At 71.2% G+C, this 22,666-nt stretch carries 25 protein-coding genes; 8 read left to right on the top strand and 17 right to left on the bottom strand.

The window, feature by feature from the left end:
* Positions 1-19 precede the first annotated feature (19 nt).
* From sigJ to IF29_RS0116535, 6 genes are all read right to left on the bottom strand, one after another.
* Positions 20-967 carry an RNA polymerase sigma factor SigJ gene (gene sigJ, locus IF29_RS0116560; RefSeq protein ID WP_030255082.1) on the bottom strand — a complete coding sequence of 316 codons (948 nt, stop codon included), beginning with the start codon at positions 965-967 and terminating at the stop codon, positions 20-22.
* 134 nt (positions 968-1,101) lie between these two features.
* Positions 1,102-3,678 carry a DUF3616 domain-containing protein gene (locus IF29_RS44950; RefSeq protein WP_051725404.1) on the bottom strand — a complete coding sequence of 859 codons (2,577 nt, stop codon included), beginning with the start codon at positions 3,676-3,678 and terminating at the stop codon, positions 1,102-1,104.
* Between the two features lie 165 nt (positions 3,679-3,843).
* On the bottom strand, positions 3,844-4,488 hold the full coding sequence (locus tag IF29_RS43625) for a transglycosylase SLT domain-containing protein (protein WP_051725403.1): 645 nt from the start codon (positions 4,486-4,488) through the stop codon (positions 3,844-3,846).
* A gap of 525 nt (positions 4,489-5,013) precedes the next feature.
* Positions 5,014-5,487, bottom strand: a complete 474-nt coding sequence (locus tag IF29_RS0116545) for a carboxymuconolactone decarboxylase family protein (RefSeq protein ID WP_030255077.1) — start codon at positions 5,485-5,487, stop codon at positions 5,014-5,016.
* Positions 5,488-5,608: 121 nt separating this feature from the next.
* Positions 5,609-6,271, bottom strand: coding sequence for a response regulator (locus IF29_RS0116540; protein ID WP_030255076.1), 663 nt, complete (start codon positions 6,269-6,271; stop codon positions 5,609-5,611).
* Positions 6,268-7,461: a sensor histidine kinase gene (locus IF29_RS0116535; RefSeq protein WP_051725402.1), complete on the bottom strand. Its 1,194-nt coding sequence runs from the start codon at positions 7,459-7,461 to the stop codon at positions 6,268-6,270. Before IF29_RS0116535 ends, IF29_RS0116540 begins: the two co-directional genes overlap by 4 nt.
* A gap of 270 nt (positions 7,462-7,731) precedes the next feature.
* Between IF29_RS0116535 and IF29_RS0116530 the strand changes: the two genes are divergently transcribed.
* A complete protein-coding gene (locus IF29_RS0116530) occupies positions 7,732-8,460 on the top strand; it encodes a COG4705 family protein (RefSeq protein WP_232242181.1) in 729 nt (242 codons plus the stop codon).
* On the opposite strand, the gene IF29_RS0116525 is transcribed toward IF29_RS0116530, so the two are convergent.
* The gene (locus IF29_RS0116525; RefSeq protein WP_030255067.1) at positions 8,405-9,037 is read right to left on the bottom strand and encodes a TetR/AcrR family transcriptional regulator; all 633 of its coding nucleotides are present in this window, start codon (positions 9,035-9,037) and stop codon (positions 8,405-8,407) included. The genes IF29_RS0116530 and IF29_RS0116525 overlap by 56 nt on opposite strands.
* Before the next feature lie 138 nt (positions 9,038-9,175).
* Between IF29_RS0116525 and IF29_RS0116520 the strand changes: the two genes are divergently transcribed.
* Positions 9,176-9,700 carry a cysteine hydrolase family protein gene (locus tag IF29_RS0116520; RefSeq protein WP_030255064.1) on the top strand — a complete coding sequence of 175 codons (525 nt, stop codon included), beginning with the start codon at positions 9,176-9,178 and terminating at the stop codon, positions 9,698-9,700.
* A 57-nt stretch (positions 9,701-9,757) separates the two neighbouring features.
* Positions 9,758-11,170 (top strand): CoA transferase, encoded by a 1,413-nt coding sequence (locus IF29_RS0116515; RefSeq protein WP_030255061.1) that lies wholly within the window; start codon positions 9,758-9,760, stop codon positions 11,168-11,170.
* Positions 11,171-11,225: 55 nt separating this feature from the next.
* On the opposite strand, the gene IF29_RS0116510 is transcribed toward IF29_RS0116515, so the two are convergent.
* Positions 11,226-12,479: an amidohydrolase gene (locus tag IF29_RS0116510; protein WP_030255059.1), complete on the bottom strand. Its 1,254-nt coding sequence runs from the start codon at positions 12,477-12,479 to the stop codon at positions 11,226-11,228.
* Between the two features lie 138 nt (positions 12,480-12,617).
* Positions 12,618-13,550, bottom strand: a complete 933-nt coding sequence (locus IF29_RS0116505; protein ID WP_030255057.1) for an SDR family oxidoreductase — start codon at positions 13,548-13,550, stop codon at positions 12,618-12,620.
* Positions 13,551-13,688: 138 nt separating this feature from the next.
* Between IF29_RS0116505 and IF29_RS0116500 the strand changes: the two genes are divergently transcribed.
* The 3 genes from IF29_RS0116500 to IF29_RS0116490 all read left to right on the top strand — a co-directional run bounded on the left by IF29_RS0116500 (position 13,689) and on the right by IF29_RS0116490 (position 15,519).
* The gene (locus IF29_RS0116500) at positions 13,689-14,195 is read left to right on the top strand and encodes a sigma-70 family RNA polymerase sigma factor (RefSeq protein ID WP_030255055.1); all 507 of its coding nucleotides are present in this window, start codon (positions 13,689-13,691) and stop codon (positions 14,193-14,195) included.
* Entirely contained in the window at positions 14,192-14,875 is a 684-nt protein-coding gene (locus tag IF29_RS0116495; protein ID WP_030255052.1) for a hypothetical protein, read from the top strand. Before IF29_RS0116500 ends, IF29_RS0116495 begins: the two co-directional genes overlap by 4 nt.
* Before the next feature lie 77 nt (positions 14,876-14,952).
* Positions 14,953-15,519 (top strand): TetR family transcriptional regulator, encoded by a 567-nt coding sequence (locus IF29_RS0116490; protein WP_030255050.1) that lies wholly within the window; start codon positions 14,953-14,955, stop codon positions 15,517-15,519.
* An 87-nt stretch (positions 15,520-15,606) separates the two neighbouring features.
* Here IF29_RS0116490 and IF29_RS0116485 read toward each other — a convergent pair whose 3' ends face one another.
* Positions 15,607-15,972, bottom strand: coding sequence for a hypothetical protein (locus tag IF29_RS0116485; RefSeq protein WP_030255047.1), 366 nt, complete (start codon positions 15,970-15,972; stop codon positions 15,607-15,609).
* A gap of 246 nt (positions 15,973-16,218) precedes the next feature.
* On the opposite strand from IF29_RS0116485, the gene IF29_RS0116480 reads away from it, so the two are divergent.
* Positions 16,219-16,590: a hypothetical protein gene (locus IF29_RS0116480; RefSeq protein ID WP_030255044.1), complete on the top strand. Its 372-nt coding sequence runs from the start codon at positions 16,219-16,221 to the stop codon at positions 16,588-16,590.
* A 110-nt stretch (positions 16,591-16,700) separates the two neighbouring features.
* On the opposite strand, the gene IF29_RS0116475 is transcribed toward IF29_RS0116480, so the two are convergent.
* The 6 genes from IF29_RS0116475 to IF29_RS0116450 all read right to left on the bottom strand — a co-directional run bounded on the left by IF29_RS0116475 (position 16,701) and on the right by IF29_RS0116450 (position 20,628).
* A complete protein-coding gene (locus IF29_RS0116475; RefSeq protein WP_030255041.1) occupies positions 16,701-17,351 on the bottom strand; it encodes a hemerythrin domain-containing protein in 651 nt (216 codons plus the stop codon).
* A complete protein-coding gene (locus tag IF29_RS0116470; protein ID WP_030255040.1) occupies positions 17,348-18,220 on the bottom strand; it encodes an NAD(P)H-binding protein in 873 nt (290 codons plus the stop codon). The genes IF29_RS0116475 and IF29_RS0116470 overlap by 4 nt, the downstream gene beginning before the upstream one ends.
* A 400-nt stretch (positions 18,221-18,620) precedes the next feature.
* Positions 18,621-19,088, bottom strand: coding sequence for a MarR family winged helix-turn-helix transcriptional regulator (locus tag IF29_RS0116465; protein ID WP_232242180.1), 468 nt, complete (start codon positions 19,086-19,088; stop codon positions 18,621-18,623).
* Positions 19,089-19,301: 213 nt separating this feature from the next.
* The gene (locus IF29_RS0116460) at positions 19,302-19,523 is read right to left on the bottom strand and encodes a helix-turn-helix domain-containing protein (protein ID WP_030255035.1); all 222 of its coding nucleotides are present in this window, start codon (positions 19,521-19,523) and stop codon (positions 19,302-19,304) included.
* Positions 19,523-20,008 (bottom strand): DUF2975 domain-containing protein, encoded by a 486-nt coding sequence (locus IF29_RS0116455; RefSeq protein WP_030255033.1) that lies wholly within the window; start codon positions 20,006-20,008, stop codon positions 19,523-19,525. The genes IF29_RS0116460 and IF29_RS0116455 overlap by 1 nt, the downstream gene beginning before the upstream one ends.
* A 107-nt stretch (positions 20,009-20,115) precedes the next feature.
* On the bottom strand, positions 20,116-20,628 hold the full coding sequence (locus tag IF29_RS0116450) for a hypothetical protein (RefSeq protein ID WP_030255029.1): 513 nt from the start codon (positions 20,626-20,628) through the stop codon (positions 20,116-20,118).
* 255 nt (positions 20,629-20,883) lie between these two features.
* Here IF29_RS0116450 and IF29_RS0116445 point away from each other — a divergent pair, with 255 nt between their 5' ends.
* The gene (locus IF29_RS0116445) at positions 20,884-21,870 is read left to right on the top strand and encodes an LCP family protein (protein WP_232242179.1); all 987 of its coding nucleotides are present in this window, start codon (positions 20,884-20,886) and stop codon (positions 21,868-21,870) included.
* Between the two features lie 62 nt (positions 21,871-21,932).
* Here IF29_RS0116445 and IF29_RS0116440 read toward each other — a convergent pair whose 3' ends face one another.
* On the bottom strand, positions 21,933-22,664 hold the full coding sequence (locus IF29_RS0116440) for an SDR family oxidoreductase (RefSeq protein ID WP_030255024.1): 732 nt from the start codon (positions 22,662-22,664) through the stop codon (positions 21,933-21,935).
* Positions 22,665-22,666 lie beyond the last annotated feature (2 nt).

The raw sequence follows: 22,666 nt of genomic DNA, 5'->3' as shown, positions 1-22,666 counted from the left end.
GGGAGTGGCGGTCTGAGCCTCAGTCGGCCGGCCAGTGGCGGAGCTTCTCGGGGTTGCGGACGCCCCAGATGCGCCGGATCCGGTCGCCCGCGATCTCGAACGCCAACACGGCCACCGTGGTGCCGTCCTGATGGGCCACCAGACCGGGCTGGCCGTTGACCGTGCGCACCGCGAGGGTCAGCCCGGACTCCCGCTCGGCGCGGGCGGACAGGTCCACGAAGAAGCGGGCGATCTGCTCCGCGCCCTGGACGGGGTGGGGACTGGCCGTGGCCAGGCCGCCGCCGTCGCTGGTGGCGACGGCCTGGGGGTCGAGCAGGCCGATCAGGGCGTTGAGGTCCTTGGCCTGCCAGGCCTGTTTGAAGTCCCGTACCAGGTCTGCCTGTCGGGCCGGGGCGGTGAGGGGGCCACGGGAATCGCGGATGCGGCGGCGGGCCGAGGAGGCCAACTGGCGGCAGGCCGCCGGAGAGCGGCCGACGATCTCGGCGACCTCGGCGAAGGAGTAGCGGAACACGTCGTGCAGGACCAGGGCGACGCGTTCGGCCGGGGTCATCGACTCCAGCACGACCAGGAAGGCCATGCTGATCGATTCGTCCAGGGTGACCCGGTCGGCCGGGTCGGCGGCGGTGCCGCCGCCGGACCAGCCGCTGATCCACTCCGGGCCGCCGGGCAGCGGCTCCGGGATCCACTCGCCCACGTACCTCTCCCGCCTGGCCCGCGCCGAGCCGAGCAGATCCAGGCAGATCCGGCCGGCGACCGTGGTCAGCCAGGCGGCGGGGGTGCGGACCGCCTCCTGCCGCTCGGGGGACATCGCGTACCAGCGGGCGTAGGTCTCCTGCACGACGTCCTCGGCGTCGGCCAGCGAGCCGAGCAGCCGGTAGGCCATGCCGATCAGTCTGCGCCGCTCGCTCATGATCGCGTCCAGGCCCGGATCGGTCCCGTGCTCCTGCGGCTCGGATGGCGTGCTCATCGTCTCCTGGACTCCCTCGGTCTCGGCAGTGCTCACCGGTTCGACGGAACAGCACACCGAAGTGTGAGGCAGGCGCGGACGCCGGAACGCCCCGGGCGGTGTCCGGGGCGTTCCGTTGCCGTCGCGGTGCGGGACTACTTCCAGGTGACGGTGTCGCCGAGGAACTTCATGTACTGCGCGGTCAGTCCGGACTTGGAGGTGTCGCCGTCGTTGTACCAGGCGGTGTCGCCGTCGTCCTGGATCAGGTAGAGCGAGCTGCCGGCGGCCAGCGGGTCCGGGACGGCGCCGATGCCCTCCCAGGCGCCCTCGGGCGTCGGCAGGGTGACCGCGTCCTTGACCGGGGCGTCGGCGGCGACGCCGTCCCAGGAGTAGAGCGCGGCTTCGTCGTTGTCGCCGTTGGCGGTGCCGGCCAGGATCACGTACTGGTTGTCGGCGTTCTTGCGGATGTCGCGGATGCCCAGGCCGCCCAGGTCCATCTGGACGGCGCTGCCGAAGGTGGCGGTGGTCGCCGCGCCGGTGACCAACTGGTCCAGGTTGGTGACCGGGACGACCAGGGCCTTGGTGCGGGCCGAGGTGCTCTCCAGCGGGGCGCGGAAGGCGAAGTAGGCGGTGCTGGTGGAGCCGGGGGCGAACTCCAGGCCCTCGACGTTGAAGGAGGAGGTGGTGTGCCCGCCGACGCCGTCGGCCGCGGAGGCCGCCAGGCCCAGCGTCTTGCCGTTGGAGGCGTCCCAGTTGATCATGTCGGTGCGCAGGCCGCTGTAGGCGCCGACGTAGCTGAGCGCGGTGGAGGCGCCCGAGCCGGTGATGTCGGTGGCGAAGACGGTGCTGCGGGCCGGGGCCAGGTCGCCGCTGTCCTTGTTGCTCATCGATCCGGTCCAGTAGATCCGGTTGCCGACCTTGGCCGCGGCCTCGATGTCGATCTCGGTGTCGCCGTTGGGGAACTGTGAGGTGAAGTCGTAGGTCTTCACCGGCGCGGTGACGCCCTGCTGGTACAGGTAGAGGACGTCGGTCTCGTCGTCGCCGACGACGTAGTAGCCGCCGCCGACGTCGATCATCGCCGAGGCGTTGCCGATGCCGGAGTAGTAGTCGGCGGCCGGGTCGGCCGAGTCGGCGATGGAGGCGGCGTAGGCCAGCGTGGCCGTCTTGGTGCTGCCGTCGGTGGCGGTGGCCGTGACGGTGATGGTGGCGTAGCCGGCCTTGGCCGGGGTGACGGTCAGGGTGCGGGTCGCGCCGCTGCCGGAGAAGACCATGTTGGCGGTCGGCACCACGCTGGTGCTGGAGGACTTGGCGGTCAGCGTGACCGCGCTCGCGCCGTAGTAGGCGTCGCCGACGGTGACGGTGACGGTCGGGTTCCTGGTGTTGCTGACGGCGCCCAGCAGGGTGGCGGTGCTGAGGCTGATCGTCGGGGTCTTGCTGCCGGTGGGCGTGGCCGAGGCGCTGGCGGAGGCCGAGGCGCTGGCGCTGGGGGAGGTACTGGCGCTCGCGGAGGCGGAGGCACTGGCGGACGCGGACGCGGACGCGGAGGCGCTCGCGCTCGCCGAGGCGGAGGCGGTCGCGGAGGCGCTGGCCGTGCTGTCGGTGCTGGTGCCCGGGGCGAAGGCGACGCCGCGGAAGGCCTCCTTGGAGGCGGCGCTGGCCAGGGTCGTCACCGTTCCGGACATGGAGACGCCCGCGCCCTTGGAGTCGACGACCTTGGACAGCGTGCCGCTGGTCCCGGAGGAACCGCTGCCCGTCGCGTAGAGCACTGCCTGCCCGTCGACCACCGAGCCGGTGAGGTCCACGACATTGGACAGGCTCTTGCTGCCCTCGGCCGTCCAGACACCGCTGACCAGGCTGAACTTGTAGATCTTGCCGGCGCTGTTGTCCGAGACGTACATGGTGTCCGGGGTGGTGGTGCCGGAGAGGTTGAGCAGCACGTAGTTGTACGGGTCGCCGCTGCTCTCCGGGCTGCCGGGGAGGTTGGTCAGCGACTGGCCGGCCGTGGTCGGGGTGCCGCTGCCCACGGTGGAGACGCCGATGCCGTCCTTGCTGGAGGAGGCGTACAGCTGCCCGCCGAGGACCTGGACCTCGCGCAGGTTCTCGTCCGTCAACTGGGTGAAGCTGCTGGACCCCAGAGTGCTGTAGCCGATGCCGCCGGCCGCGCCGGAGACCCAGATGCTGCTCCCGTCGGTGCTGGCCACGCCGCGGACGTTGTTGTCGTCGGCGAACTCGTTGAGCACGGTGGAGGTGTCGACACCGCCGTCGGCGCCGACCCGGGCGACGGTGACGTCGTCGGTGGTGGCGACGCTGTCCGTGCCCACTGCCTTGTGGTAGCCGGGGGCCATGAGGTAGCGGCCGTCGGCGGAGAGGGTGATCTCGCCCTCCGAGGCGGCGCTGCCCGAGGCCGTCAGTTCGTGGCTGCTGCCGCTGTCGCTCGTCGGCAGGGCGATGGACTGCACCAGCGCGCCGGCGGGGGAGTACTCGTCCAGGAAGACCGGCGCGGCGTTGTCGCTCAGCGAGGTGCTGCCGTCGCCGACGCGGTAGACGACCAGGTCGCCCGCGGCGAAGGTGGTGCTGGTGGTCGCGTTGGCGACGGCGGGCACGACGATCGCGCCGAGTACGAGCGCGCCGGCGACGGCGCCCCCGGCCAGGATCCGGCGGTTGAGCCGGGCGGAGGCGGACGCCGGGGCAGTGGCCGGCCGGGCGGAGACGTGCGGAAGCTTGCCACTCATGGGGGCAGGGTGCCTTTCAGCGGGCAGGGTGGGGGGCGGTGAACGCCGTTACCCTGTCCACGCGGAGTGACATTCCCATGAACCTGACGCGTCGGCAGTACGTCACTCCGGCGCACAGAGTGGATCTTGAAATTTGCTGTGCGCCGCCCGTGAACTGGCGGATGGTCAGTATCCGGCCTTGGTGTAGGCGATGGTCTCGAAGCTGCCGTAGCGGTCGTTGGCGTAGCGGACCCCGGAGATGATCGAGTCGACCGGGTCCATGATGTCGGTGTGGCCCGGGAGCGCCCACTGCGCGAAGGTCGGCTTGATGGTCTGCAGCAGGCCGTAAGTGCCGCCGTACAGGCTCTCGTTGGAGTCCCAGTGGTTCTCGGCGTCCGGGTTGCCGGAGGACTCGGTCATGGCCCGGGCCTTGATCGACTCGGCGGAGGGGACGTGGTCGCCGTTGGCGGCGAGCACGGCGCGGGCCTCGGCGATCCAGCCGTCCAGGGTGTCCGGGTAGCTGACCGTCTTCGCGGCCGTGGTGGTCGCGGCCTTAGCAGCCGGCTTGGCAGCCGGCTTGGCCGCAGCCTTGCTCGCCGGCTTGGCCGCGGCCTTGGACTGGGTCTTGGCCGCCGTGCTGGTCGCAGCCTTGGACCCGCTCGTGGCCGGGGTGCCGTGCTGGGCCGTCTGCTTGCCGCCGGTGGCGGTGCCGGCAGCCACGGCTTGACCGCTGCCGGCCACGACCGTGCCGAGAGTGGCGGTGGTGGCGAGCACGAGGTAGGCGGCGAGGCCTGCGGTCGGTCGGGCGGACAGGCGGACGTGGGAGGGCATGTCGCTCCAATGCTCGGACGGGGGAGCGGCACCGGGCAGCAGGCATGGCCGGCCCCGGAATCGGGACGGCGTGGTGCACGCACACTGCTGCAGGAGGCGGAAGGGGCTCAGCCGGCGCCGGAGAGCCGCCCTCGGACGGGCTTGGCAGCGCGGCTCACGGCCGACGCGGCGGCCGGGAACCGGCCGGGCTCTCATCACGGGCGACGGAAGCGCCCGTTTCCTCTCTTCCAAGGTCACATCCGACCGGCGGCGGCAACAGGGACCTTCGGCCCGCCACGCCGGGACCTTCCGGTGCCACCCCAGGCGCCGCAAGGGCTGCACGGCGGCGGTGTGGGGTGGCTCACGGAGGCGACTGAGGGCTTGGTCACACCCTGGTGCCCGGAGACGGCCCGGCTGTACCGGAAAGAGCGCCGGCCCAGCAGCCCGCCGGGCAGTAGTCCGGGTGCCGCGCCCGGTCGCTGGGCGGGCGCGGCGGGACCCGTTCGCGGTGGGGGCGAGCGGGTCCGGTGCGGATTCGGGGGCGGGTCAGCCGAACATGCCGACCTGGTAGTCGCCGGCCGGCTGCCGGACGATGACGTTCACCCGGTTGTAGGCGTTGATCAGGGCGATCAGCGACACCAGTGCGGTCAGCTGGTCCTCGTTGTAGTGCTTGGCGGCGTTGGCCCAGGTGTCGTCGGTGACGCCGCCGGCGGCGTCGGCGATCCGGGTGCCCTGTTCCGTCAGCTCCAGCGCGGCGCGCTCGGCGTCGGTGAAGACGGTGGCCTCGCGCCAGGCCGCGACCAGGTTGAGGCGCTGCGAGGTCTCCCCGGCGTGCTCGGCCTCCTTGGTGTGCATGTCGGTGCAGAAGCCGCAGCCGTTGATCTGGCTGGCGCGCAGCTTCACCAGTTCCTGGGTGGAGGTCGGCAGCGGCGAGTCGGCGATCACCTTCCCGGCCGAGTTGATGTACTTCAGGGCCTGGGCTCCGACGGGGTTGGCGAACAGGTTCAGTCGAGCGTCCATGGTGGCGAACTCCTCTGCTTTGCTCTGCGTTGGCTACACCCTTTCGACAGGACAGCCCGGCCGAATGTGACGTGGCCGGATGTGACCTGGGTCTCGCAGACCCCGGTCTCGCAGAGCCGGGTCAGTCGGCCTGGCCGCGCAGCTGGTGCTCGTAGGCGAAGATGACGGCCTGGACCCGGTCGCGGAGCTGCAGCTTGGCGAGGATGCGGGTGATGTGGGTCTTCACCGTGGCCTCGGTCAGGAACAGTCGGTCGGCGATCTCGGCATTGCTCAGGCCCGAGGCGATCAGGCGGAAGACCTCCTGCTCGCGCGGGGTCAGCTGGGCGAAGCGGGTGCTCGCCTGCTGGTCGCGGGGCCAGGGAGCGATCCGGGCGAAGCGGTCCACCAGGCCGCGGGTGATCCGCGGGGTGAGGACGGCCTCCCCGGAGGCGACGGCATGGATCGCCTCGCTCAGCACGGCCGGGACCACGTCCTTGAGCAGGAAGCCGCAGGCGCCCGCGCGCAGTCCGTCGAAGGCGTAGTCGTCCAGGTCGAAGGTGGTGAGGATGAGCACGCGGGAGGCCGTTTCCGCGGTGATCCGCCGGGTCGCCTCGATGCCGTCGGTGCCGGGCATGCGGACGTCCATGAGGACCACGTCGGGCCGGGTGCGCCGGGCCAGGTCGACTGCCTGGTCGCCGTTGGCGGCCTCACCGACGACGGTGATGCCCGGCATGGTGTTGAGGAGGGTGCGGAAGGCCATCCGCACCAGTGCCTGGTCGTCGGCGAGCAGGACCGAGACCGTCATCGCGCCTCCTCCAGTCCCAGTTCGCCGGTGACCGCCCAGCCGGTCGCGGTGGGACCGGCCCGCAGCTCGCCGTCGAACATCGCCACGCGTTCCCGCATCCCGGTCAGCCCATTCCCGGCGCCGGTCGTGGGCGCCAGTGCGCCGGTGCCGCCGGACGTGCGCCGTCCGTCGTCGGTGACGGCGAAACGGACCCGGTCGGTGCCCCAGTCCAGGAGCACCTCGGCCTTCGACGCGTCGGGGGCGTGCTTGACCACGTTGGTGAGCGACTCCTGGACGATCCGGTAGAGCGTCGTCTGCGCGGCCGTGCTCAGGGTCTCCCTGCTGCCGGTCTCGGTCAGCCGGACGTCCAGACCGGTGCGGCGGGTCTCCTCGACCAGGCCCCGCAGTGCCTCCAGGTCCGGCTGCGGTGCGCGGTCCACGCCGTCGTCCGCCCGCAGCATGCCCAGCAGGCGGCGCATCCCGGCCAGGGACTGCCGTCCGGTGGACGCGGACTGGAGCATCTGGCCGCGGGCGGCCTCGGGATCGGTGCCGGCGGTGGCCGCTGCCGCCTCGGACAGGGCGATGACGACCACCAGGCCGTGCGCGACGATGTCGTGCATCTCCCGGGCGATCCGGGTGCGCTCGGAGGCGGCGGCGAGCTGCTGCTGCTGGACCCGTTCCTGTTCCAGCCGTTGGGCGCGGTCCTCGACCGAGGCCAGGTAGCGGCGCTGGGCCCGCATGGTGGTGCCGAGCAGGAACACCGCGGCGGCGAGGCCGGTGAGGATGATCACTCCGTCGTTGACGCTGCCGGCCGGGGCGATCTGCACCGCCAGCAGCACCACCCCGACCTCGCTGGCCGCTGCGGCCGCCAGCGAGTACCGGGTGCTCCGGTGGGCGGCCACGGTGTAGAGCGCTACCAGGACGGCGAACGCGGGAACCGAGACGGATCCGAGCGCCACGGAGCCCAGCGCCGCCGCCCAGCAGAACCAGAAGACCGCCACAGGTGCGCGGTGCCGCAGCAGCAGCGGCCAGACCGTCGCCATCGCCAGCACCCAGCGCAGTGCGTCGGCGTGGTCGTAGAGCAGTTCGTGGACCGAGGCGACGGTGCAGATCAACGGCGGCCCGGCCAGCATCGCCGGGACCAGCGCGGCCGGGGCGAGCGCCGGGCGCGACCGGGCGGCGGAGCGCAGGGCTGGGCTGAGGGAATTCACCGTTCCGAGCGTACCGGCGTTCTTCCGTCGTGCCGTCAGACAAAGGTCCTACACATTTCCGGGCAGCGCTCGGCCCGGGGCTGTGTCATCCAAAGGTCTTACAGCTGCCGGGAAATGATGACGATCGGCTGATCCCCAGGTCCGGGTCGGCTTCGTACGCTTCGGTGCACCCCGCCGGAGCCACGTCGAACCGCGGGCCGACAGAGGAGAAAAGCACTCATGAAACAAGGCACGGCAACGAAGGTTCCGGAAGTCACGCTCATTTTCTGGGTGGCGAAGCTGGGGACGACGGCATTCGGTGAGGCATTCTCCGACTACGTCTTCTTCAACGACTACATCGGCCGGAACGCGGCCATTCTGATGGCGATGGCACTGTTGGCCGGCTGCCTGGTGGCGCAGGTGTCCACCAGGACGTACACCCCGGTCGTCTACTGGCTGACGGTGACCGCCGTGAGCATCTTCGGCACCATGTCGGCGGACTACCTGAACCAGGACCTGGGGATGCCGCTGTGGGGCTCCACGTTGATGCTGCTGGTGCTGCAGGCGGTGGTGTTCGCCGGCTGGTACGGCAGCCAGCGGACCCTGGACATGCACTCCATCAACACCCGTGCACGCGAGATGTTCTACTGGCTGACCGTCATCTTCACCTTCGCGCTGGGAACGGCGGCCGGTGACTTCGTGGCCGGACCGCTCGGCCTGGGCACCCTGGCGTCCACCTTCGTGTTCCTCGCGGTCATCCTGGTGCCTGCTGCCGGGTACAAGTGGCTGCGGTTCAACGAGGTCTTCGCGTTCTGGTTCGCCTACACCATCACCCGTCCGCTGGGTGCGTCCTTCGCCGACTGGCTGGGAGTCCCGGCGCCCTACGGCGACGGGCTGCAGCTGGGGACCGGCCCGATGAGCCTGGCCACCGGGGCGGTCCTGGTCGCGGTGCTGGCGCTGGTCGTCACCCGGCACCGGTCCGAGACCGCCGGGCGGGGCTCGCTCCCCGAGCCGGGCTGACCGCGGGCACGGCCCGTAGGCCGTCGCGGAGGATGGCCAGGGTGCGTCGGGGGTCGGTGACCCGGGTGGCCGGGTGGCGCAGGGCGAGCAGTACGCCCGACAGGACGGTCATCAGGTCGGCGGTGTCGATGTCGTCGCGGACGGTGCCGGACTGCTGGGCCGCGGCCAGCAGCCGGCCCATCTCGGCGCGCAGGTCCGCGGCCGAGCCGGCGACCGCGGTCCGGACCTCGACGCCGGCGCCGGCCAGGGCGTCGACCAGGTCGGCCTTGGCGGTCGCGTCGGCGACGATGCGGTCCAGCATCAGGAACAGTGCCGCCCCGGGGTCGCCGCCGTCCTCGGGCAGGTCCCGGGCCTGGTCCACCAGGTGCCGCAGGCGCGCGTGGACGACGGCTTCGAACAGCGACTCCTTGGTGGGGAAGTGCCGGTAGAGGGTGCCGGGACCGACCCCGGCCCGGCGGGCGATCTCGTCCAGCGGGACGGCGAGCCCCTCGGCGGCGAAGGCCTGCCGGGCCACTTCCAGCAACCGTTCCCGGTTGCGGCGGGCATCGGCGCGCAGCGGTCTCTGCTCGGCCTGCACGTGGGTCTCCGTCCTGACGTCCGACTGATCGGGGTACAACCGGGGCGCTGTCTCCGATTATGCTAGCGTGACCGACCTAACCGGGGCGCACTCTCCGATTGAGCGCCCGGACGTCCTCGCCGAGGGAGAACAGACCGGATGACCATGGATGATCGGACCGCGCCGGCGCGGACAGCGTTCCTCGCGCTGGACTTCGCGACCTACATCGTGGAGAACTTCAGCCACGACGCCGACGTCGCGGCGAACGCCGCGAACGCACTGGCGTCGGCGCGGGGCGCGGGACTGCCGGTGTTCCACGTCGTCCACGAGGCGATGCTCGGCCAACTGCACCCGCTGCTGGGCCCGGTGGGCGACGAGCCGGTGCTGGGCAAGTCCACCATGGGGGCGTTCGCCAGCACCGACCTGGACGCCCGGCTGCGGGCGGCCGGCGTCGAACGGGTGGTCATCGCCGGTGTGGCGACCTCGGGCACGGTGCTGTCCACCGCCCGCTGGGCGTACGACACCGGCTACCAGGTCGCGGTCTGCGCCGACGCCTGCGCCGACCCCGACCCTCGGGTGCACGCCGCGCTGGTCGAGGAGTCCGCCTTCCCGGAGAGCTGGATCGGCCTGTGGCGCATCGCCCGGGTGCTGGACTCGACCGAGGTCGCCGAACTGCGCGAGTGACCTGGCGACCCGGGCCCCCGCGCCCGGCCGCTGGCCGCCGTCCGCCAGAATTGCGGCATGACGTGCACAGACGATGCCGCGACCGTTGACGCCTGGGACGCACTGGGAGGCCGCGCCGAGTTGGCGGCCGGGGTCTCCTACCAGGGGGCGGGCAACGTCCTGCCGGCCCGACTGCCCGTGCGTGAGCTGGCGCGGGCCTGCGTGGGGGTCTGCTCGCTGGCGGCGGCGGAGCTGCTGGCCGGGCGCAACGGGACTCCCGTTCCGGCGGTGCGGGTGAACGAGGGTGCGGTGGCGGCGGCGTTCGTCAGCGAGCGCCACCTGCGGATCGAGGGCCGGGCCGCCGTGTCCTTCGCGCCGCTGTCCGGCTTCTGGCGCGCGGACGACGGCTGGGTGCGCACCCACGCCAACTACCCGCACCACCGCGCCCGCCTGTTGGACGCCGTGGGCATCCCGGACACCGGCGACGACCAGGAGTTGGCACGGACGCTGGCGCGGACCCTGGCCTCGCGTCCCGCACGCTCGGTCCAGGAGGACGTCTACGCCCGCGGCGGCCTGGCCGTCGCGGTGGCGCGGTCGGCCGAGGACGGAGCCCAACTGCTGGACGACCGGCCACTGGTGACGATGCATCGGACGTCGGGGGCGGGCGGAGCGGCTCCCCGGGTGCTGCCACCGGGGCCGCTGCCCGCGAGCGGGGTCCGGGTGCTCGACCTGACCCGGGTGATCGCGGGACCGGTCTCGACCCGCACGCTCGCCCTGCTCGGCGCGGACGTGCTGCGCGTCGACACGCCGTCGCTCCGCGAGGACGCGGACGCCCACACGGACACCGGGATGGGCAAGCGCTCCACGCTGCTGGACCTCACCGCGGCCCAGGACCGGCAGACCTTCGAGACCCTGCTCGACACGGCGGACGTGGTGGTGACCGGTTACCGTCCCGGCGCGTTGGACCGGCACGGGCTGTCCCCGGCGGCCCTGTTGGAGCGCCGCCCCGGCCTGATCGTCGCCCACCTCTCCGCCTGGGGCCGGTCGGGGCCGTGGTCGCAGCGGCGCGGCTTCGACAGCCTGGTCCAGGCCGCGAGCGGCATCGCCGCCATCGAGCGCGGCGACGGCGACGGAATGCCGGGCGGCGGAAGTCCCGGGGTGCTGCCCGCCCAGGCACTGGACCACGGCACCGGCTATCTGCTTGCCGCCGCGGTGCTCCGTGCTCTGACTGAGCGTCAACTGACCGGCTCTGGTACTGAGTTGCAGTTCTCGCTGGCAGGAACGGCGGCCTGGCTGGTGCGCGGGATCAAGAAGACACCGGTGCCGGCGGGTGACCCGGACCCCGAACGCTGGCTGGCGGAGACGGATTCCGGCTACGGCCGGCTGAGGTACGCCCTCCCGCCCGTCAACTACGAGGGCGGCCCCGGGACCTGGGCCCGGGCGTCGACCCGCTGGGGCAGCGACCTCCCGCGCTGGACCGGGACGGACTGACACCGGGCTCGGGCTCGGGCCCGGGCCCGAGCCTGGGCCTGGGTCAGGCTCAGGCTCAGGGCGTGTCGAGCCAGGTCAGCGCGGCCAGGGTGAGGGCCTCGACGCCGGTGCTGAGGGTGGGTTCGACCAGCGGCGCGAAGAAGGGGGAGTGGTTGCCGGGGATCTGGTCGAACCGGTCCTCCTGCATCGCGGTGATGACGGTCTCGGGGTCCAGTCCGCCCCAGAACCAGAAGACGGTCGGCACCTGGAGCGCCTCGCCGAACACGCCGATGTCCTCGCTCGCGTTCACCAGCGGCATGGTCTGGATCCGCTGCTCGCCGAAGTGCTCGGTGAAGGCGGCGATCGTGGTCTGCGTCGCGGTCGGATCGCTGACCAGCGCCGGGGTGCTGCCGAACCAGGTCAGCGTCGGTTCGCTCACGGCGGCGCCGGCCGCGGACTCGGCGCGGACGATGCGCTCGACCGCGGCCCGGACCAGGTCGCGGGTCTGCGGGGTGTAGGTACGGATGTTGACGCCGAGTTCGGCGGAGTCGGGAATGATGTTGTCCTTGGTGCCCGCCTGCAGTCGGCCCACGGTGACCACGGCGGACTCGGCCGGCGGCACCTCGCGGGACACGATGCCCTGCAGCCGGGTGACCAGGTGAGCGGCCATCAGCACCGGGTCCACCGAGGCCTCCGGGCGGGAGCCGTGCGCACCGCGGCCGTGCAGGGTGATGCCGAGGGAGTCGGCGGCGGCCATCACCGGGCCGGTGCCGTAGCCGATGAAGCCGGCCGGCAGTGGCGCCACATGTTGTCCCAGCACGATCTGCGGTGCCGGGAACCGTTCGAACAGCCCGTCGTCGATCATGCCGCGGGCGCCCACGGCGAGTTCCTCGGCGGGCTGGAAGACCACCAGCAGCGTGCCGCGCCAGGACTCGCGCGCCCCGGCCAGCAGGGTTGCGGCGCCGATCAGACAGGCGGCGTGCATGTCGTGCCCGCAGGCGTGCATCACCGGGACGTCGCGGCCGTCGGGGTCCGTCCCGCGCGCCCGGCTGGCGTAGGGCAGGCCGGTCTTCTCCTCCACCGGCAGCGCGTCGAAGTCGGCGCGCAGCATCACCACCGGGCCGTCCCCGTTGCGCACCACGCCGACCACACCGGTGGTGCCGACCTGCTCGGCGACCTCGTCGACGCCGGCCTCGCGCAGACGCTGGGCGAGCAGGCCGGCCGTCCGGGTCTCCTGCAGCGACAGCTCCGGGTGCTGGTGCAGGTCCCGGTAGAACGCGGCCAGGTCCTCGCGCAGGTCAGCGAGTCCCGCGATCACGGTCCGGTCCATGCTCCGCCTCCTTCGATCGGCTCCCGGCGCAACGTACCCGGCGCCGGCACCGGCCTGGTGCCGGAGGGGAGGGTGTCCCCCGGATGCGCCGCGGATTCAGCAGGGTGGCGGAGCAGGGCCGGGGGACGGGTGTGTGGATCAGGCCTGCCGGTCGCCTTCGGGGGCGAAGTAGTGGCCCGCGTCGATGTCGGTGATCAGGTCGGGGTGGGTCGGCTCCCAGCCGAGCAGTTCGCGGGTGCGGGCGGCGGAGGTGAGGTTGTCCAGGCCGATGAAGGCGGCCATGAACTGGAAGTAGGCGGGTACCTCCTCGGCCGGGACGGCCTTCGCGGGGAGGTCCAGGTTGCGGGCGATGGCCTCGGCGATCTGTCGGGTCGGCACGCCCTCGTCGGCGACGGCGTGCAGCCTGGAGCCGGCCGGGGCCTGCTCCAGGGCGAGCCGGAACAGTCGGGCGATGTCCAGGGTGTGGCCGGCGGGCCAGCGGTTGTCGCCGTCGCCGGGGTAGCCGGAGTAGCCGTTGGCGCGGGCGAAGCCGATCAGGGAGGGGGTGAAGCCGTGGTGGTCGAGGTCGCTGTGGACCAGCGGGGGCAGCCGCACGGCCGAGGAGCGCACTCCGCGCTCGGCCATCGCGATCACCGCGTTCTCGGTGTCTGTCCGGGGGCCGCCCGGAAGGGCGTCGGCCTCGGTGCCGGGCCGTCCGCTGATGCCGCCGAGGGCGAGCATCAGCGTGCCCGAGGCGATGACCAGGGGCTTGCCGGTACCGGAGCGGGCCAGTGCGTCGCTGATGGCCTCCACGGCGATCCGGTCGGCCTCCACGGCCTCGGCGAAGGCGCCGGTGCGCATCGCCTCGTGCTTGAAGGCGAGGTGGATGACGCCGTCCGCGGCCGTGGCGGCCTCGCGCAGACCGTCGAGGTCGTCCAGGTCACCGCGGCGGACCTCGGCGCCGAGTGCGGCGACCGCGGCGGCCGAGGAGTCGGAGCGGGCCAGGCCGACCACCCGGTGGCCGGCGGCGAGCAGTTCCGGGACGACCGCGGAGCCCAGGTGGCCGGAAGCACCGGTGACAAAGACATGCATGGGAGGAACCTCCGAAGAGCATCGATGACACTTGGTGTCATCACTCTACCCGTGATGACACCAAGTGTCATCACGGAACGGGCCCGTACTGTCGGTGAATGCCGTCAATGGATACTGCCGCTGATGCGTAGTAGGGGTGTGGACGAGAAACCAGAGGACGAGGATTTCGCGGCGTTCTACGAGCAGGCCAGGGCCGACTGCCTGCGCGCGGTCTATGCGGTGGTGGGCGAGTGGTCGCTGGCCGAGGACGTGACAGCGGAGGCGTTCGCCCGGGCCTACGCCTCCTGGCGCAAGGTCCGCGGGCACCCGGCGCCGCGCGCGTGGGTGGTACGGACCGCGCTCAACACGCACGTCTCCTGGTGGCGGCGGCGTCGCCGGGAGGTGGCGTGGGACCCCTCGCACGATGCCGAGGACCGCTCGCCGGAACACCTCCAGGTCGATCGGCACGTCATGCAGGCGCTCAAGACCTTGTCCGGCCGCCAACGAGAAGTCGTCGTTCTGCGGATCTTCCTCGACCTCGACACCAGGACCACGGCCCGTGTCCTCGGGGTCACGCCCGGCACGGTCATGACCCACCTTTCCAGGGCGCTCGCCGCGCTAGGCACCGCGCTCGCCCCCACTACACGGCAGGAGCCGGCGAAATGATCGAAGAGTTCGAAGAGCACGACGGCGGCGTCTCCGAAGCCGCCCTGATCGGCCTGGTGGGCTCCGCCTTCGACGAGGGCCGCCGTGGACGTGAGGTCCAGGACGTCCTGGCCCGCGGCCGGGCGTTGCGGCGCCGCAGGCGCGCCATGCCCGCCCTCGGAGCCCTGGGTGTCGCCGCTGCTTCGGTGAGCCTGGTCGTCGCGTTGACCGGACCGAATGGGGCGGGCAGCACGGCTGGTGCGGGATCCGGGCAGTCCCTGACCGCCGACGGCGCGGTCGTGAACGTGGACGAGGCCGGATTCTCGGTCCACACGGACGCGAAGACCGGCGAGGTCACCGTGACCCTGCACCAGCTGTTCGACGAGTCCGAGCTGCAGGCTCTGCTCGCCAAGGCCGGTGTACCCACGGCGTTCCACAACACCACGCTGCCCGCGGGCACTCCGGTATCGCCGCACGCGGCCTGCACCTGGACGGGAGCGCAGGTACTCCATCCGGGAGACGTCATCAGCAGTCCGCGCCAGGACGGCAACGATGCGGTCATCACGATCGACCCGTCCAAGATGCCCGCCCGCTCCGTTCTCGGCCTCGCCTACGCCACCATCGGGCAGGGCAACACAGCGGCGAGGGCGATCAGGACGACGCTGCTGTCCGGCGAACCCACCGGCTGCACCACGACGTAGCGGGCACTCCCCGGAGGCGGCGTGAGCCAGGAATCCTCCTCCCATCAGGGAGAAGGGGATGTCCATATGATGGGCGCATGGGACGTTGGGAGCCGAACGCGCGAGGCCGCCTGGGGCGGGCCGCGATGGAGCTGTACGTGGAGCGCGGCTTCGACCAGACCACGATCGCGGACATCGCCGAACGCGCCGGCCTGACGAAACGCACCTTCTTCCGCCACTACGCCGACAAGCGCGACGTACTGTTCGCCGGGGCGGACCCGCTGCGGGACGTGGTGGTCCGCGCGATCACCGAGGCGCCGCCCGAACTGGCCCCGTTCGCGGCTGTCTCGTTCGGGATCGAGGCGGGGGCCGAGCTGATCCAGGAGCGGCCCGACGACGTGAGGATGCGTCAGGCCGTCATCGACGCCCATCCCGAGCTGCAGGAACGCGAGCTGGCCAAACTCGCCGGGCTGGTCGGGGACATGGCCGCGGCGCTGAACGGGCGCGGAGTCGGGGCCTGGCCCGCGCGCCTGGCCGCCGAAGCGGGCATGGCCGCGTTCCGGGTCGCCTTCGCCCGCTGGATCGCCGCTTCGGCCGAGGGGAAACTGACGCAGACCGTCCGGGAGTCGATGACGGAGCTGACAGCAACCGTAACGGGGGAGTGAGCGGGCCCGCTCGCATCGGTTGCCGGCGCGCCCTGCGGCCTGTCCGACCGTTGGTGTCGGACAGGCCCGTCGGCGGGTCCGGGCGGTTCAGCCGCCCAGGATGCCGCCCTTCTGGAACTGGTCGACCGGGGCCTCGTTGCAGGAGTTCTTGTTGCCGAACGTGGCTCCCACGCCGGTGGCGTTGGGGACCGCGCAGCGCAGGTCGACGAAGACGAACGGGGCGCCATTGTTGTTGATCACGCCGTCCTGCGAGCCCACCAGGGTGTCGCCGAAGTGGTTGCCGTAGGTGCCCTCGCCACCTGCGGTGTCGCCGCTCATCCGGTACGAGCTGATGGCCTGCGCCGCGCTCTCGTGGGTCTCCGCGCCCATGCCGGTGGTTGCGAACGCGGGGCCGGTGGCCGCGACGGTCGCGGAGACCGCCAGGGCGGTGCCGGCGAGAACCTTCTTGATCATCTGGAATTCCCTCTGTGGAGTTCGTCTGCCGAGCCCGACCGGTTTCGGAAGGGCGTTCGCAGCAACCAACGATCCTTTTGTTGGCAAGTTGTCCTATTTGCACCGATTGGCATAGCGACACTGCATCCGATGGTCGAACATGTGGGCCAGGCAGGTGACTGTCAGTCACCCCGCGAAACCGTCGTCGTTGGGCCGGGCACAGCGGCGACCAGTAGGGACGGCCGCACCGGAACTCAGGGACGAAGCATGATCACGAAGATTCTGGCGGGCACCGCCCTCGCCATGTCCGCGGCCGTGGCCGTCGCCGCCCCCGCCAGCGCGACCGACTGCCCCCCGGCGGGCGACAGCACCGGCGCGGCCCAGCAGGCGATCGGCTCCTACCAGATGGACGGCGGGAACACGACCGCGGGCGAGGGCACGTACGGCAACCACTTCGGCGACACTCTCGCCGGCTCGCAGGACGGCGTGATCAACAACAACGGCGCCCCGTTCGTCGACGTCGACCTGCGCTGCGCGGTCGCCAACCCCACCGGTGTCGCCGGGGTGTGGGGCAACAAGAACTCCTGCAGCAACGCCTCGGTCGACCAGTTCCACAGGGGCGGCATCCTCGGCGGCTGACGCCTCCGCGCCGGTCCGCTCCAGGCGGGTGCATCCCTCGTGCTGCCGTTCCCGGTCCGACGGGCGGGGAACGGCAGCACGAGGTCGTCGGCCCTGTATCGCGGGACGGGTCAGCCGCGGATCGCGGTGGTTTCGCGGGTGAACTGGCGGTGGCCGATCAGCCGGTAGGCCAGGCGTGCCGGGGCCGGTACGACCTGCAGGAACCTCTGCCGTTCTGCGTCGTCGGCCTCCTCGGTGATGTGGCCGAGGATGACCAGCCGCCGCGTGAGCGGAATCGCGCTCATGCCGTGCTTGCCGAGCGCGTCCCATTCGCTCTGCGTCAGCGTGGCCGAGACGATCGGGAGAATCCGCTGCTCCTCCTCGGACAGGTGATCGATCAGTGTCGGTATCGCGGCTTCGACGAGGGCTGCCATCCGCTCGCCGGCGGCGGCGTCAGCGCTCGCCGTCCACCCCGGCAGCTCCGCGCCGACGGCGGTGACGGCGGCGTCGACCTGTGCGTGCTGCGCGTCCATCCGGTCCATCAGTTCCGGGTCGAGCGCAGCCCTTTCGCGCAGCAGGGGAAAGAGCAGTTCGTCCTCGCCGGTGTGGTGGGTGTGCAGGAAGTGCAGCATCTCGCGGGCGTGCGCTCCGATGACCTTGGATCGCGCCGGGTCGTCGGCCGCGGAGCGGAACAGTCGGGGGAGCTGTCCGAACTCGCGCCGGATGACGCGGTGGATCAGGACCATCTCGTGGGTGTCGACGCCGGGCCCCGGGGCGCTCACCGCGACTCATCGATGGTGGCGGCCGCGGACTGGACGGCTTCGTGCGCGGTGGTTGCCGGTCGTCCGATGAGCTTGACCAGGTCGTCGGCGGCGGTGAACAGCTCTCCGCGGGCCAGGCCGGCGTCGGCGTCGGCGACGGCGGCGGCCATCTCCGGAGGCAGCCCGGCAGCGGTCAGGGTGGCGGTGTAGTCGGCCACCGGCATGTCCCGGTAGGCGACGTGGGTGCCGAGGACGTCGCTGATGGTGGCGGCGAGCTCGGTCAGGGTGAACGGTGTTCCGCCGAGCTCGTAGGTCGCTCCGAGGTGCCCGTCCTGGGTCAGCACCGCCGCGGCGGCGGCTGCGTAGTCGCGTCGGCCGGCTGCGCTGACGAGGCCGTCCTTGGCGCTGCCCAGCAAGGCGCGGTACTTGGTGATCATCGGGAGCTGGTCGGTGTAGTTCTCCAGGTACCACCCGTTGCGCAGGATGACGAACGCCGAGCCGCTGTCGCGCAGGTAGTCCTCGGTGCGGCGGTGTTCGTCGGCGAGTGCCATCTCCGCGGTCGAGGCGTTGACGATGCTGGTGTACACGATCCGGGACACGCCCGCTCGGCGCGCCGCGTCGATGGCGTTGCGGTGGTTGTCGAACCGCTGCCCGACCGTTGTCGTCGAGACCAGCACCATCGCTTCGGCACCTGCGAACGCCTCGTCGAGAGTGGTCGGGTCGGCGAAGTCCGCGCGCCGCACCGAGACTCCGGTGCGGGCGAGGTCGGCGAGTCTGCCGACATCGCGGCCGGTGGCCACGATCTGCGCCGACGGCGTTCCGGCAGCGAGGAGTTGGTCCACGACGAGGCGGCCGAGGTGACCGGATGCTCCGGTGATGACGGTGGACATGTTGATTCCGTTCGTAGGGGTGCGGTGTGTGCATGACGCGTGACTGGAGATCGCCGGTGTCCCGCAGCGGGGTGGCCAGTGGGATTCGCTGACGGGCCGGCGCGGTCGAGGCCGAGGGGCCTCAGCAGAGGTGTGGTGTCAGGACGCCGCGGGGCGCGGCGAGAGCGTTCCGGGCATCGGTGAGGTCGTAGCGCGGGTCTGCGTGCGGCAGCCGCCCCTGGTGGGACGGAGCGCATCGGGGCTCAGCCGTTGGCGGCGGGCCGTGTGGTGACGGGTCCGACTCGTCCGGGCACCGTGCATCGTGGCAACCACCCGTCCATAGCAGAACATCGTCAGGATCATTGACTAAGTTAGTCAATGATCCTGACGATGTCAAGGTGGAGTCGGGCCCTGCTCGGGCCTACCGCGCGTAGGGGTCGGTGATCTCGCGGAGTTGATCCAGGATCTGGTGCAGCAGTGTGAAGTTGCGAGTGCCCAGGTAGGCCTTCCACTCCGCGTAGATCTCGTCGAGTGTCGCTGCGGCGATCCCGACCGCCCGTCGGCCGCGCTGCTCGATCACGATCAGCCTGGCGCGGCCGTCCGCGGGGTCGGGGGCGCGGCGGACATAGCCCAGGCGTTCCAGCTGGTCGACCAGCACGCCGGCGCTCTGCTTGCTCATCTGCGCCTGATCGGCGAGGTCCGTGAGGCGCGAACCGTCCGGGGAGATGCGTTGGAACACCCGGCACTGCGCGAGGGTCCAGTCGTCGAACCCCGCATCCTGGAGGGCCCGGAAAATCCGGTCCTCGGTGTACCGGTACGGGATGAACAACGACACCCCTAGGTCAACCCGCTGTTCGTCGTCCATGCCACCCTCGGCCTCGTCGCCCACCTGATCCCACGAATTCCACACCCTATGCCAACGGTGACGGGCCGGATCGTTACCGGCCCGGTGGCACCGACGCGGGTGCGACGCCGTGCGTGCGGCGGTTCGCATGGCCAGCATAGTAAATATTCCTGACTAACTGGACGTCGGTCAGTCGCAGCAGTTCACGCCTCCGGCATCACCATGCGGCGGGAAGCGTGAAGCACAGCCCCGGTCGGGTCATTCGTCCGTGCTGTGCTCGGCCTCCCAGCGCAGCAGGTCGCCCGGTTGGCATTCGAGCACCTCGCAGAGTGCGGCGAGGGTCGCGAAGCGCACCGCCTTGGCGCGGCCGTTCTTGAGGACCGCCAGGTTGGCGGGGGTGATCCCGACCCGGTCCGCGAGCTCGCCCACCGACATCTTCCGCTTGGCCAGCATCACGTCGATGTCGACGGCGATCGGCATCAGATCACCTCGTCCAACTCGGCCCGCAGCTGCGCGGCTTCGCCGTCGCGCGCGACGGCCTGGGCGAGCAGCATCCGCAGTACGAGCACGATGAGCGCGACTCCCAGGATGGCCACGCCGACCCCGCCCATGATGAGGGAGACGCCGGGGTCGTCCCGCTGGCCCGGCGCATTGAGGATGGTGACCGCGAACCACACCAGGGCAGCCGCCACGATCGCGCCGATCACGACGTCCACGTAGCGGAAGGCGGCGGGGGAGAACACGGTTCCGCGTCGCACCATGGTCACCAGCCGCCACACGCAGACCAGGGCGAGCTGGGCGGACACCATGCCCAGGATCGTGGTCACCCGTAGCCCGGTCATCGTGAACGACCCGCCGTCCGGTTTGGTGGCCATCGCCAGCACCATCATTGCCTGCACGAACACGGTGCCGGTCAGCACCAGCCCGAGCACGGCACGCAGCGCGTGCACCGTCAGCTTTCCCATGAGCCGCCCTCCCATCGAGTTGCGATGGAAATCTATCGATTTTCGATAGGCAAGGCAAGGCGCCTCTTGGGATCGGATGCAGATGGCACCAAGCAGCGGGCGTCTTGTCAGCGACGAGCGCGTAGCGGCCACGACAGGGTGACGCTGCCGCCTGCCGGCAGCGGGTGCCAGCGCGCGGCGAAGTCGTCCAGACGGGCCAGGATGCGCTCGACGAGCTGCGACTCCGTGACACCCGGCTCCATGGAGGAGAACCAGTCCGGCAGTTCCGAGCGCCGGCCCGTTCGGAACTGCCACAACGGCTCGCACAGGGAGGCCAGCGTCTCGGACCGGGCCATGTCGGCACGCTCGGCCCTGCCCGGCCGCCGCTTCGCTTCCTGACGCGCCTGACGCTTCCGGACGACAGGATCGGTCGCCCAGAAGATGTTGCTCTGCCCTGCTGCGATCCGGCCGAAGACACCGCCGGGCAGTCCCGCCTCGGCCTCGACGAGGAAGTGCACGGCGTCATGCGGCAGGTAGTCGTCATAGCCCGGCCCCTGCCGCGGCGCCAACTCCGGGCCTCGTTCCCGAATGACAGTCATCCGATAACGGCGCCCCGGCACCTTGGTGAACGTCACGTCCATGGCCGGCACGGTATCCACCACTGCCTGAAGATCGCATGCGATTTCCCTGTGGCGTGGCCGTGTTAGGGGACGCTGTCAATCATGTGATCTCGTAGTGAAGGCGCCGGGAATCATGTCGCTCGCGGGCACGCCGCACGTACGTTCGTCCCCCAACACCCCCGTAACGGACGGACGACACAGGTGTCTGACGGAGACAGCTCCCAGCCCGACCCTGAGCTGCGAGCGCGCAGGCACAGCCGCCGCACACTCAAAACAGTGATTGCCGGATTCTCCGCGGTGTTGCTCGCCGTGGGCAGCGCGACCGCCTACGAGTACTGGCGCCTGGACCACAACATCAAGACCGTGGACATCTCCTCCGCACTGGACGACGGCGCCTCCGAGACCCCCTCCGCCTCGGCCTCGGCAAGCCCGACCATGCCCGGGACCACGGCCGCCACGGGCTCGATGAACATCCTGGTGCTCGGTTCCGACACCCGCTCGGGCAGCAACTCCTCCGTGGTGCACGACCACGCCGCCTCCGGCGCACGCTCGGACACCGCGATGGTGGTCCATGTCAACGCCTCGCACACCAAGGCCACGATCGTCAGCATCCCGCGCGACACCCTGGTCTACCGCCCGTCCTGCACCACCGCGTCGGGCGCGACCACGTACCCGGTGTCCGGGGTGATGTTCAACACCGCGTACGCCGTGGGCGGACCGGTCTGCGCCATCAAGACGGTGCAGCACCTGACCGGCCTGAAGATCAACCACTACATCGAGGTGGACTTCTCCGGTCTGGCCAAGCTGGTCGACGCACTGGGCGGGGTGACGGTGACGGTGAGTCAGGACATCGACGACAGCTACAGCCACCTCAAGCTCAGCAAGGGCACCCACGTCCTCGACGGCACCCAGGCGGTCGCCTTCGCCCGCACCCGGCACGGCATCGGGGACGGCAGCGACCTCGGGCGGATCAAGCTGCAGCAGCAGTTGGTGAAGCAGCTGCTGAAGAAGATCCGTGGCCTGGACGCGTTCAGTGACCCCACTGAGCTCTACTCCCTGGTGGAGACGGCCACCAAGAGCCTGACGGTGGACACCAAGCTGGGGTCGGTGTCGAAGCTGGTGAACTTCGCGGTCGGGCTGGACAAGATCAAGACGGGTGACGTCACCACCGTCACCATGCCGGTGGCCGCCGCCCCCAGCGACCCCAACCGCCTCGTCGCCTCCAGCGCGGCGGCCGGACTCTGGGCCTCCCTGGACTCCTGAAGGCGACGACGCGTCCGGTGATGCCGACCGGTCCTGACGGTCGGTCCGGGCGCTCCGAGGCATCACCAGGGCACTGTGCCCGCGTCGTCGAAGAACTGGCCGGTGGGGCCGTCGTCGGGCAGGGTCGCGAGCTTGACGGCGATCGCTGCGCCCTGCTCGGGGGTGCGCACACCGCGGAAGCCGTTGAGGTCGGTGGCCACGTAGCCGGGGCAGGCGAGGTTGATCAGGATGTTGGTACCGCTCAGCTCCCGGGCGTACTGGAGGGTGACAGCGTTCAGGAACGTCTTCGACGGCGCGTACGCCACCGCCACCGGGCCGGCCGTCTGCTCGGCGGTGGTTCCCGCCTGCCGGGTCAGCGAGCCGACGGTGCTGGACATGTTCACGATCCTCGGCGAGGCGGAGCGGCGCAGCAGCGGCAGCATGGCGTTGGTGACCCGGATGACACCGATCACGTTGGTCTCCATGACCGTGCGGATGGTGGCGGGCTCGACCTGGGTGGGCTGCTGCGGCATCCCGCCGGTGATGGCGGCGTTGTTGACCAGCACGTCGAGGCGTCCGGCCCGGTCCTCGATCAGCCGCGCTGCGGCGGTCGCGCTCGCGTCGTCGCTCACGTCCAGCGGTACACCGAACGCGTCGACGCCGGCCGCGCGCAGTTTCTCCACGGCGGCCTCGCGGCGCCGGTCGTCGCGGGCGCCGACGCCGACGCGCCAGCCGAGGGCACCCAGGCCCGCGGCGATCTCGTAGCCGATTCCCTTGTTCGCGCCGGTGACCAGCGCGATTGTTCGTTCGCTCATGA

It is taken from the genome of Streptacidiphilus jeojiense, from assembly GCF_000719095.1.
Classification (GTDB): Bacteria; Actinomycetota; Actinomycetes; order Streptomycetales; family Streptomycetaceae; genus Streptacidiphilus; species Streptacidiphilus jeojiensis.
The sequence above is the reverse complement of the archived record's forward strand: the minus strand, read 5'-3'. Positions and strand labels throughout refer to the sequence as shown.

What these genes read in the sequence shown, in the direction of transcription:
- sigJ (WP_030255082.1), bottom strand. Translation starts at nt 967, where the DNA reads ATGAGCACGCCATCCGAGCCGCAGGAGCACGGGACCGATCCGGGCCTG.
- IF29_RS44950 (WP_051725404.1), bottom strand. Translation starts at nt 3,678, where the DNA reads ATGAGTGGCAAGCTTCCGCACGTCTCCGCCCGGCCGGCCACTGCCCCG.
- IF29_RS43625 (WP_051725403.1), bottom strand. Translation starts at nt 4,488, where the DNA reads ATGCCCTCCCACGTCCGCCTGTCCGCCCGACCGACCGCAGGCCTCGCC.
- IF29_RS0116545 (WP_030255077.1), bottom strand. Translation starts at nt 5,487, where the DNA reads ATGGACGCTCGACTGAACCTGTTCGCCAACCCCGTCGGAGCCCAGGCC.
- IF29_RS0116540 (WP_030255076.1), bottom strand. Translation starts at nt 6,271, where the DNA reads ATGACGGTCTCGGTCCTGCTCGCCGACGACCAGGCACTGGTGCGGATG.
- IF29_RS0116520 (WP_030255064.1), top strand. Translation starts at nt 9,176, where the DNA reads ATGACCATGGATGATCGGACCGCGCCGGCGCGGACAGCGTTCCTCGCG.
- IF29_RS0116515 (WP_030255061.1), top strand. Translation starts at nt 9,758, where the DNA reads ATGACGTGCACAGACGATGCCGCGACCGTTGACGCCTGGGACGCACTG.
- IF29_RS0116510 (WP_030255059.1), bottom strand. Translation starts at nt 12,479, where the DNA reads ATGGACCGGACCGTGATCGCGGGACTCGCTGACCTGCGCGAGGACCTG.
- IF29_RS0116505 (WP_030255057.1), bottom strand. Translation starts at nt 13,550, where the DNA reads ATGCATGTCTTTGTCACCGGTGCTTCCGGCCACCTGGGCTCCGCGGTC.
- IF29_RS0116495 (WP_030255052.1), top strand. Translation starts at nt 14,192, where the DNA reads ATGATCGAAGAGTTCGAAGAGCACGACGGCGGCGTCTCCGAAGCCGCC.
- IF29_RS0116490 (WP_030255050.1), top strand. Translation starts at nt 14,953, where the DNA reads ATGGGACGTTGGGAGCCGAACGCGCGAGGCCGCCTGGGGCGGGCCGCG.
- IF29_RS0116485 (WP_030255047.1), bottom strand. Translation starts at nt 15,972, where the DNA reads ATGATCAAGAAGGTTCTCGCCGGCACCGCCCTGGCGGTCTCCGCGACC.
- IF29_RS0116480 (WP_030255044.1), top strand. Translation starts at nt 16,219, where the DNA reads ATGATCACGAAGATTCTGGCGGGCACCGCCCTCGCCATGTCCGCGGCC.
- IF29_RS0116470 (WP_030255040.1), bottom strand. Translation starts at nt 18,220, where the DNA reads ATGTCCACCGTCATCACCGGAGCATCCGGTCACCTCGGCCGCCTCGTC.
- IF29_RS0116460 (WP_030255035.1), bottom strand. Translation starts at nt 19,523, where the DNA reads ATGCCGATCGCCGTCGACATCGACGTGATGCTGGCCAAGCGGAAGATG.
- IF29_RS0116455 (WP_030255033.1), bottom strand. Translation starts at nt 20,008, where the DNA reads ATGGGAAAGCTGACGGTGCACGCGCTGCGTGCCGTGCTCGGGCTGGTG.
- IF29_RS0116450 (WP_030255029.1), bottom strand. Translation starts at nt 20,628, where the DNA reads ATGGACGTGACGTTCACCAAGGTGCCGGGGCGCCGTTATCGGATGACT.
- IF29_RS0116440 (WP_030255024.1), bottom strand. Translation starts at nt 22,664, where the DNA reads ATGAGCGAACGAACAATCGCGCTGGTCACCGGCGCGAACAAGGGAATC.